This is a genomic window from Chryseobacterium sp. A301 (assembly GCF_054489425.1).
In genome coordinates this window covers 32469-42940 of sequence record NZ_JBTMWY010000007.1, presented here as the reverse complement: position 1 = coordinate 42940, position 10472 = coordinate 32469, and the positions used below count along the sequence as shown (strand labels likewise).

At 36.2% G+C, this 10472-nt stretch carries 9 protein-coding genes; 5 read left to right on the top strand and 4 right to left on the bottom strand.

The features are described 5' to 3' along the window. Positions 1-178: 178 nt before the first annotated feature. Entirely contained in the window at positions 179-766 is a 588-nt protein-coding gene (locus tag ACX3PU_RS10085) for a MauE/DoxX family redox-associated membrane protein (RefSeq protein ID WP_459084912.1), read from the top strand. 185 nt (positions 767-951) lie between these two features. Further along, positions 952-1272: a hypothetical protein gene (locus tag ACX3PU_RS10080; RefSeq protein WP_459084911.1), complete on the top strand. Its 321-nt coding sequence runs from the start codon at positions 952-954 to the stop codon at positions 1270-1272. Positions 1273-1320: 48 nt separating this feature from the next. Here ACX3PU_RS10080 and ACX3PU_RS10075 read toward each other — a convergent pair whose 3' ends face one another. The 3 genes from ACX3PU_RS10075 to ACX3PU_RS10065 are packed head-to-tail and all read right to left on the bottom strand — an operon-like array spanning position 1321 to position 7191. Beyond that, on the bottom strand, positions 1321-2670 hold the full coding sequence (locus ACX3PU_RS10075) for a RagB/SusD family nutrient uptake outer membrane protein (RefSeq protein ID WP_459084910.1): 1350 nt from the start codon (positions 2668-2670) through the stop codon (positions 1321-1323). Between the two features lie 11 nt (positions 2671-2681). Continuing rightward, entirely contained in the window at positions 2682-5858 is a 3177-nt protein-coding gene (locus ACX3PU_RS10070) for a SusC/RagA family TonB-linked outer membrane protein (RefSeq protein WP_459084909.1), read from the bottom strand. A gap of 34 nt (positions 5859-5892) precedes the next feature. Next, entirely contained in the window at positions 5893-7191 is a 1299-nt protein-coding gene (locus ACX3PU_RS10065) for a TlpA family protein disulfide reductase (protein WP_459084908.1), read from the bottom strand. Between the two features lie 865 nt (positions 7192-8056). Between ACX3PU_RS10065 and ACX3PU_RS10060 the strand changes: the two genes are divergently transcribed. Further along, the gene (locus ACX3PU_RS10060) at positions 8057-8578 is read left to right on the top strand and encodes a hypothetical protein (protein ID WP_459084907.1); all 522 of its coding nucleotides are present in this window, start codon (positions 8057-8059) and stop codon (positions 8576-8578) included. Between the two features lie 124 nt (positions 8579-8702). On the opposite strand, the gene ACX3PU_RS10055 is transcribed toward ACX3PU_RS10060, so the two are convergent. Continuing rightward, on the bottom strand, positions 8703-9173 hold the full coding sequence (locus ACX3PU_RS10055; protein WP_459084906.1) for a PH domain-containing protein: 471 nt from the start codon (positions 9171-9173) through the stop codon (positions 8703-8705). A 414-nt stretch (positions 9174-9587) separates the two neighbouring features. Here ACX3PU_RS10055 and ACX3PU_RS10050 point away from each other — a divergent pair, with 414 nt between their 5' ends. Both ACX3PU_RS10050 and ACX3PU_RS10045 read left to right on the top strand, forming a co-directional pair. Next, positions 9588-9896 (top strand): helix-turn-helix domain-containing protein, encoded by a 309-nt coding sequence (locus ACX3PU_RS10050; RefSeq protein ID WP_459084905.1) that lies wholly within the window; start codon positions 9588-9590, stop codon positions 9894-9896. A 300-nt stretch (positions 9897-10196) separates the two neighbouring features. Next, entirely contained in the window at positions 10197-10454 is a 258-nt protein-coding gene (locus ACX3PU_RS10045; protein WP_459084904.1) for a hypothetical protein, read from the top strand. Positions 10455-10472: the final 18 nt, after the last annotated feature.

Below are 10472 nucleotides of genomic sequence, written 5' to 3'. Positions count from 1 at the left end.
CTCGAATTGTCCTAGCCAAAGACCAACTCACTCCCTCCTATCTGAGAAGGAAGGTCTATTGGAAACTCAGAAAGAAAGGGTAAGAATTAAACGAAGGTCAAATCAACTAGCCTAAGTGCTGTTCAGATACCCATGGACCGACCTTAACAATAAATTTTAATGTTAAAAAATTCTAATCATGAAAACCAAGAGATCCATTTCAGTAACACTTTGCAGAGCTTTCTTTGTGGTTTTGTTTACATACACACTGATAAATAAATTCAACGATTTTGAAAACTTCAAAGCTCAAATTGTGCATGCCCCCAATCTAGCGGATATTGGAATACTAACGGCGTACACCGTTTTAATCCTATTGTTTCTAACGATTCTGCTCCTTAGTTTCACGAGTACACACGAGATAGGACTTTTGTTGACATTTATTCTTCTGAGTTTATTTACGCTCTACAATGCAGTCCTATTAATCTTTTTTGAAAACCGACCCTGCACTTGTATTGGATTCTATGAGAAGTGGTCTTGGGAGGTAAACTTGGGGGTTAACATAGGGCTATTACTTATTGTAGTATACGGCATTTATAAAAGCATATCGAGTTCTATAACTAGCGATGAATTAGATTTATACTTAAGAATAGACTCTGACTATGAACTAGAATTAGATTCAGACTTAGAATTAGATCCAGACTTAGATTTATACGCAGATTTAGACACAAACTTAGACTCAGACCAACCAAAACTGAAATCTGGTGCTGAACCTGAAAAAAGATATTGAGAAGGTGCGCGAACTTCTTAATTGCATGCTGCAGCATGATTGACACCTGTCAACTGTGAATTCCAGTTGGCTACAATGTACAAGGGAGAACCCATTGTTCTCCCAAATACATAGCAACCGATTGACTAGAAATAGTCAAGTACCAAATTTATTAATATTTATTTTAATGATTAAATTTTTAAACAATGAAAACTATTTCATTTTTCAGAACCAACGCAATGTTGGTAGTCGCCCTGCTAACAGCAGGAATTACAATGTCATTTCAGATGACAGAGAAGGAAGCTGTAGATACAATTTACACTTACAACAGTTCTTCCATCGCGGAAGGAGAATTTGCCAAATCTTCCAATTGGATAATGGTAGTTCAAACACCGCCAACTTGTGACGTTATTGGTGTTCGACCATGTAACATTACAGTACCGGCAGGATTAACTTTGGACTCTCAGATCTCTGGTTTACTTAACGATGAAGTATTAGCGATTCACCCGGATGAAAGAAAGCCTTAAAAGCTTTTTTAAAAGTGCTGCCTTGCGACTTGCAAGGCAGCTTTATTACTATCTAGGATTCTGCTTTATTCCTGAGAGTTTAATTAATTCTTCAGGGATAGCAATCGCAAATCTAGGATCATTAGGCGGTAAAGTAAAGACTTGCCCATTAAGTGTCCTCTTTAATGTAATGTTCGCGCCATCACGATTATATCTTTTAATGTCAGGCCAGCGTAATCCCCTAATTAACAATTCTTTTCTACGTTCCTCCAGAATGATTCTTAATGCTTGATCCTGGGTAGATGACGTAAACGGTACATATGTGCCTGGCACCCATCTCCACTTTAACAAATCATTTAAAACTACCATCGCTTCAGAGACTTTATTTTTTCGAGCAAGAGATTCAGCTCTAATTAAATACATTTCACTTACACTTGCGGAAACGTTTGAACCATTACTTCCAGCACTATAACCTTTAAAATATATTTCATCTTCATTATCAGAATAGAAATACAATTGCTTTCGCAGATCATTATGGTCATATTTCTCATAAAGACTACTCACAATTCTGGCTGGCCGCAAATGATATTCATAATCCATACCGCACCAGAAGAGAACCTCTTCATTCATCTCATTGAATGGATAAGCAGCATTTACATCCAACTTTGAATAATCCATCAATGAATTTGTAATCGATAATGCCTTTTCAGAATAGATTAAGGATTGATCATAATCGCCCATATATAAGTAAGCTCTAGCTAGTAAACCAAATGCCGCAGGTCGAGACGCACGTAACTTTGAAAACTCTTGGTCTTTCAAATAAATAACTGCTTCCTCCAAATCTTTAACTATCTGATCATAGGTTTCTTCTAGACTAGCTCTTTGTGAAGGTATATTCATATCAGGATCTAATCTCAATGGCAAACCAAGAGTTTCAGAAGCCGTTTCCTCATCATATGCAACGCACCAAATTTGCACAGCATCAAGATATCTAGCTGCTCTCAGGAATAATGCTTGTCCCTTAATATAATCAGCCTCTGCACTCTTAACTCCGAGAGTTTCTAAATTAGATAGTGCAGAATTGCACGTAAAAATAGCACGATAAGTGTGAAGCCAAGCATTGCCTAGTGAAGATGACTTCGACACATTATCTTCCATCCATATATACAATCTTTTATCTTCTTCAAAATTAAGACTGTTATACTGATTATCTGTTAGATAAAAATCATCTGAACTTGTTTCACCGTCAGATACAAATAATGTATTGAGAGTTCCAAAGCCATCAAGGAGAGCTTGAATATCACTCAAATCTTGAATTATCGATAATTTGGAGTCTGACTTTTCATTTAAGAAATCTCTACAATTCGTTAATTGTATACATACAAAAACACAGAAAAGAAGTTTGAAGTATTTTTTCATAATAATTACTTTTAAAATTGAGCTTTTAAACCTAGAGAAAATGTTAGCGGCGGTAATGCATTGTAAGAACCCATGTTATGATCTGGATCTCGATCTGATTTAGTCGCTTTCCATAGTATTCCCAAATTGTTCATATTAGCATAAAGCTGCATCGAATTTGAGGATGCATTCCGGAAGGGATTAAATCTATAATTTAAATGTATGTACTGCAACCGAATATGATCACCCTTTTCAATAAGCGCTTCGGAGCCTAAATAAAATTCGTCTCGAGCGCTATTTGTTTGATATTGAATAGAAGGAACATTCGTTGAAAGTTCATCGCCTGGATTTTGCCATCTATTGTCAAAATCATTGTGCATTAACCAATTTGAATAAAGTCTCGTATAATCAATTGAATTTTGTCTAAACCAATAACCGAGTTTGTAAGAAATTCCAACATCTAAGCTCCAAGATTTATATCCAAACGTATTGGTGATATTACCAAATGCAGTAGGCACTGCCGAACCATAATAATGGAGATCTTCAATTGTAGTATCAGGCCCTGTTAACTCTAGGTAATCTTTACTTAGCTCTCCATTAAGATAGCCTCTTGGATCACCTGTTTGCGGATCAAGACCACCCCATTTATAGGCGAATATTGAATAAACCGGCCTACCAATCGCCCCTGAAATAGGGACAGATGAAATCACAAACTGTCTACCAATCATATTATTAAGATAATAGTCTGTAACTTCATCTCGCTGAAAACTTAGATTCATTGAAGTATTCCATGAAAACATACGCACAACATTCTTGCTTTGCAAGTTTATATCCCAGCCACTCCCTTTCATTCCCGCAACATTCCACAAGAGGCTAGTAATACCTGTAGTATAATCTAAAGGAGCTTGACCAAATAGGTCATCACTTTTCTTTTGATACCACTCTATGGATCCTAAAATTCGACTATTGCGACTTGAAAAGTCTAACCCTAAATTAATTATCTGGGTCGTTTCCCATTTTAGTTCTGGGTTGAAAAAATTAGAAAATTGTGCCATTTGCGTTTGGGTAAAACGAGACACTCCATAATATCTAATCGTGGAAACAGCGACCATTGCAGGATCTATATTGCCATTAAAACCATAAGATCCTCTGATTTTTAGATTTGGTACTAAAACTGAATTATAAAATTTTTCGTTGGAAATATTCCAAGCAAATCCAGCGGACCAGAACGGATTCCATTGATCGTTAATATTTAAACCGAATAGATTACTTGCATCACGCCTTGCACTTGCCGAAATCGTATATTTTTTATCAAATGTATAGGCTGCATTTGTATACATAGAAATAAAACGAGTTGTCCTATCTTCCATTCTGGCACCATCTAGAAGTGAACTATATGTACCCATTAACGTGGGATATCTAATGCTATAATTCACATTGACAAATGTTTTATTATCTGCATCATACCCATAGTATCGTGAGCTTCGATAATCTGACTTCGAATTTCTTACTTCTGAGCCTAAAATTGCATTTACAGCATGTCTACCCCATTGGCGATTTAAGTTTACCTGCGCCCGCAAATTACTAACAGAAGCGCCTGAATTAGATTGTGAGAAAATCCCACCTTTAGGAACGATATAACTTACTTTACCCTGACTATCAATGGTTGAAAAAAGATTAATATAATTTCTGGCAGCATAACTTTGCTCATCATATAAAGTTTCTGATACCCCAGTGCTTTTCTGTACTTGATAATTTATGATCGCATCCAAACCTTCAATGATGTTATACTTGAGTCCTGCATTCAATCTCAATTCAGTTTGCTCCGATGTTGATTTTTCATGTTCCCAATTTGTCAAAGGATAATAATTCCAATCAAGGTGTTTACCTCCACCCAAACTCAATTTGTAGTCTTGGTTGTAGTCTTTAGGTAGGCTTAAAGCATTACCCACTTTATCCGCAATCTCCATATAGGGTAAGCCAGCGTTCTTAACAAAAACAGAACTAATTCCATCTTTTCCACTTTCTGTATTAATTTGGTTTATCCAAATTCCTGTGGACAGCACTAATCGATCTATCGGCTTCCAACTATTCTCAAATCGTAGGTTTAATCTGTCATACTTCTCACTTAAACTTCCTATGTTGTCATCATACCCAATCATTGCAGACCACGAAAGGTTATTACTACCTGCTGACAAGTTTAATGAATATTGTCTATTCGCTGCGGGTGAATAAACATATTTGGAAAACTGATCTCGAGAATCAATTGATTTCAATCTTTGAATTTCTGCCTCCAATTGAGAACTTCCAATTAATCCGCTACGGTGTTTTTCTAGAAGTGAGACCACCGGTGATAAAACAATATGATTAAATGAATTAATATCATTATCATAGTAACCTCTTCCAAATAGTTCTCTTTCAACATCTATGAAATCTGAACTACTCATTGAGGGAATATAATTTAAATCCGGCTTTTGGCTAACAGAAAGCGATGTGTTAAAATCGGCAGAAAATGATTTTGCAAAACTCCCTTTCTTAGTGGTTATCACGATTACGCCATTAGCAGCCCTCGCACCCCAAATACTAGAAGCAGCAGCATCCTTTAAAATCGTAATATTTTCAACCAGATCAGGGTTAATTGCAGCTAAATCTCCTTCATAGGGGAAATTGTCTAAAACAATAAGTGGGGATTTGGGTCCTTTGATTGTGCTAAGCCCCCTAACCATTAATTGGGGCTGACCAGAAGAAGTTCCATTTGAAACCATAACTCCATTAGCAACAGCAGGAAGTCGATCCATGATATTCATGGTCACCTGTTTACTCAGCATATCATTACTAACCAATGAAAAGGATCCAGTGGATCGTTCCTTAGGTATGCTTTGGTAACCAGTAGATAGCGTGATCCCCTCAATATCTTGCATTCTTTCATACAAAATCACTTTTATTTGGGCACCCAGTTGAACATCATAATTAGTGGTATGAGTTTCAAATCCACTTTTGGAAAAAGACAAACTACCCTTTGTTTCCTTAACAGAAACTTTGAATTTTCCAAATTGATCGGTAGGTACAATTCTATTATCCTTTGCCTGGACATTCACATCGACGACAGGCTCACCAGTGCTTCCATCAATGACAGTTCCTGAAATTGACATCTGCGCGCTTAAAGTCAGCCAGCAACCTGCTAGCAGAAATAGTAATAAATATCTCATAGTTTAGTTAGTGTTTAGTTTAGAATCTTATCAATTATTTTTCTGAAATCACAAGCATTTCTAAGGGTCGATTTTCTCTAACGATGGTTAGCCCGTAGGGAGCTAATTCTCTTATTAACTGTTCTACAGAAAAAACTCCAGAAATCTTTAAATCAACATTTTCAGCGATATCCGTTTCGTCAATTAGCAGAAATTCGATTGGAGTATTTCCATTAATCATGTTGACCATGTGCCAAATAGGAGCATTTTGCAAAATGGAAGGTTCTTGCAGGAAGGTTGATATTAGCTTTCCGCCCTTGGTTGCAATTAAATTTTTATCTGTCGTCCTCTTTAAGACAAGACAATCCGTTTGCAATACTTTGATCTTAGCATTATAATTAGAATAGCGATCAAGTACGTCAAGCATATTTACATAGAGTGAATCTGCCTTGTCGTCTGGTACATTGTGCTCAAAACTGTATAGATCAGAATTTTCAAAGGTTCCATCTGACACATTTTTTGCATAAAACTTGGAAGGATCTTTAAGATTGAGAATCATTCTCTTTTTATTGAAACGACCCTCGGACTTAATCGAATTGAAGGCTTTAAGTCCAATTCCAAAAAAAATATCACTCAATGGTAAATTTGTGAACTGACGTCCGATTTCTTTTTTGGAAGCAGAATATTTATATTTACCTCCACTACCAATACCAGGGACATGCCCTTTCATGAAAATAGAGTAATTAAGCATCGACACATTTCGTTGTCGATCAAAATTTTCATCTAGCATAAAAGGTCTTTTCCTGTCTATACTAATAACTGTCTGAAGGCTTTCTGAATGCCCTTTTAAGACTTCAGTAATATTTGCACTGGTAACCTGCTGACCATCTGTCGTATTGACAACCTTTCCATCTTTAATCCACACAATGAAAGGTTCACCGATATGAGGGAATACTTGATTGAAGTATTTATCCTCTGTAACGGACTTAATACCCTTAAATCTTTGACCATTTTTTGACGAAAAGAATTTGTCAAGAAGTAGGCGGTCCTGCCCTGTTACGGCTTGAATGAAAATCTGATCTCCAAACTGTTCTTGCAGTTTTTCCATTTTAGGAAAAGCAATTAAGCAAGCACTGCACCATGTATTCCAGAAATCAAGCAAAATTAATTTGCCTCGATGATCGGAAAGACTAATTGATTTCTCAGAACTATTCACGATTTGATGGCTTTTTGTCCAGAAATCTTCGGGAAGTACATCCCCTACTTTGAAAGTTCTCTGCTGCGCAGGAATCTGGAGAAATAGAAGTACTAAAAATAATAGGGATAAAGTGTCCCTGCAAAACTTTCTTTTCATAGTTTTGTTCTTGGTTTTTTTGGTTAAACAATTATTAAGACCACGCTCTTTCCTCATCGGCTTCCAAACTTTGGGGAAAGGGCATTTTTATGCATAAACGTAAGTTATTGGCATCTGAGCTTAGCTCTTTTTTGGAGTTAGATTTCCCCTCTCATCGGCATATAGCTTCTCCATTGCGAAGGAAAATCCTTCCCAAAAAAATATAATGAAGATATGAATGTAAAGATGGGTTGAAAGATGGCATCGAAAGCCATCTGATGCTCAATATCAGGGGTTTTAAACACCTGACTAAATAGTTTGAAAGAAAAAACCAACACTACCCGCAAATCAATCTTCAATCGATTTGGGTAAGTGGAAAAAACATCTTACTTTTAACGTGCGAGTTAGTTTAGCAGATAGTAAGTTCCGTCAACCTCAAATTGAAGGGCTGGGTTGCTTTTTGATTGGGAAATGTAGAATCAGTTACCTAAATAGGCAATGTTGTCTCTACCCCACTATCAAAAGTGGGCAATGTTGGCAATGTGCGGAAAAGGGAAATGATTTCTCCTGTCCGAATTTTAGAAGTACAACAGAAGTCCTAATAAGAAATAGGGTAGCTACCTATCTTCCACTTTTATCTTGGTACAGCTATGAACCGTTGACGAAGCATCCAATAGGGAGACTACCCTATAGATTGCAAATATACAAAATACAAGGTAGCGACTTCCCAATGGTCTTGCGTCATCTTAAAAATAGCTGTTTTAGATAACAAGACTCTGTAATTTAAAGTCGCATTTTTCTGGTTTTATTATTAATACAAATATAGTAAAACTTAGAATACCGCGCAAATTTTTATCTAATTAAATAAAAATAATGAATACTTCAAATGAAGAAAACTAGAAATAGCCGTCTTGTATCGCCCGAATTTCGAATCAAGCTTGGCCGTAAATTAAAGGCCGAAAGATTAAAACTACGTTATTCTTTAAGTGATCTTGAATTAATGACCACTGCAACTTTAAATACTATACATTCAATAGAGAATGGCAAAACGACAAACATTGATTATTACGTAGAATATGCGAAGGCAGTCGGTTATGACTTTGGAAATTTTAAAGAGTTTGGGATAGAACTAATTCCGAAGGTTAGCTTGCCAGCAGAAGAAGAGGGCAGAAATAAAATTCAATTAACCGCTAAAATAAGATCCCTTATAATTCAAGGTGGATTTTTACGGTCTGGAAAAACTGTAGCTGAAATAAAAGAGGAACTAGTTAAACTAGAGCAAATCAGCGATTCTAAGGATATTTCAAAGTATATCTCTGGCGTCATGAGGAATCTACTAAAAGAAAATGTCGTACAAATCAAGGACAAAGAAGGTCACAAAAACATTTATATTAATGGAAGCAAGTAATATAGAACTATGATGAAAAAATAGACCTGACTAAAATAGCCAGGTCTACCAATTGAGCTCTTGTATAATGATTAGAATGTAGTTCAAAATAGGAAGCTACAATTTCAAACAGCGAAGCAGTCTATCAGTTTGAAATGCTCACCAGAACATTTCGGAGTTTTCTTGGATGTGCGACACGTAAAGCACACCAAAAACCAACAGTGGCTACATACAATCTACCGTAGTTAAGACATTGTCCTACTAAAGGAATCGTTAAATGACTTCCTTGAATTTTTCTGATGGGAAGATCTGTTTCTCTACGATACATAAATCCCTTAGAAACGGTGAGATGATCTTTAGTTACCGTAATGGTTGTAAAATAGGTTTCAACAAAGAGATTAAACCCTTTCACAAAAAGATAAAACAAACCCCAGGCAATTATTGATGTAATTCCATGAATTGCCATACGGTAGATATCAAGCAGTACAAATGGAATGCTAACAGATCCTATAGCCATTAAAATGCTTGCAGGTAGGAAGCATGTCCAATGCAAATGGGCCTTGTAAAGAATTGAAGGAGCACTAGAAATAACGGGAGTATTAGAAGCTATTTTCATAATGAAATTTTAAAAAAATTAAACAATGACAGAAAACACTTTATAGAATAGTTCAATCTATTTACGCTGTACCGGGGTTCCGCAAATCTCGCAATCAAATGAACCCAACATCACTCAATGCAAAAGCCTCCCCCCATAAGTACAACGTCGTAAAAATTTTAATGAAGTATCTCTAACCAGAAATAGAGATCCGTAGGCTTATTCACCTATAAGTTATGTCCGTGCGAACCTTAGCATTAAAGCGGCAACAATTAGTAGAACCTAATTAGAATTTGCCCTCATTTACTACCTGAATAGTCGCAAAACCCCACCTGTGTGGCATCTTTTACAAAGATACGAAAACCATCTGAATCATTTGTCATCACAAACAGAAAATTTTCACTTTTTCTCTTATTTTGATTCAGTTGACTAAATATGGCCAATACGACTAATAACCTCAATAACACTAATACTTCAGAAGCCTACCTTCAGAAGTATATCTGCCAATTTATTGCTTCAAAATTTCTTGTGGACTTAAAAGATGACAACGGAAATACAATTTCTCAAAATCAATACGCGAAATTGTGCGGACTTTCCTCTTCCACAATGACAAAGATCAAATCCACAAATGGGTATGACATCCCATTAAGCACCCTTTATAAAATTTGCCGGCAAGAAAATATTTCTCTTGGAGACCTACTAAAGGAGTTCGAAGAAAAATACGGCACAAACCTACCAGACTAAGCACAGTCGAATAGCGATTCAAGAATCTTGTCAAAGATAATCTTGATTGAATCTTACTAGAGCAATTGACTCTAACAACTTTCATAATCAACAATAGCTGGCAAGAGCTAGGCCAATGCACAATCGTGTTGTAACCACTCTTAATTCCGCTCCACAAAGGCAAAAGCTTTGTTTTCAAAGCGGTAGCATCTTGTGCAAGCAAAATATAATCACTCACAACCCCTAAAGATTTTATAGAATTAAGTATATTTACAAAGGAAATTGTCAGAATTTCCAATAAAAACATAAATTAAAAATACCATGGAAGAAGAAGAACCAAAACACAACTGCTACTATAATTTGGATGACCATTTCAAAGACCTACAAGCCACTGGAGATCGTTTTCGCAAATGGGCTGACGAAGAAAGCAAGATGACAAAAGAAGAACGTGGACTACGGGCAAGAAGAGACGCAGAAGACAAAATTAAGGTTATTAAAAATATTGCTACTTCTCTAGGAGTTTCACCGATTGAACTAATAAAGCATACTTTGCGTAGAGACGACGAGGATGAAGACTAAAAAAAGAAGGTAGTTTAC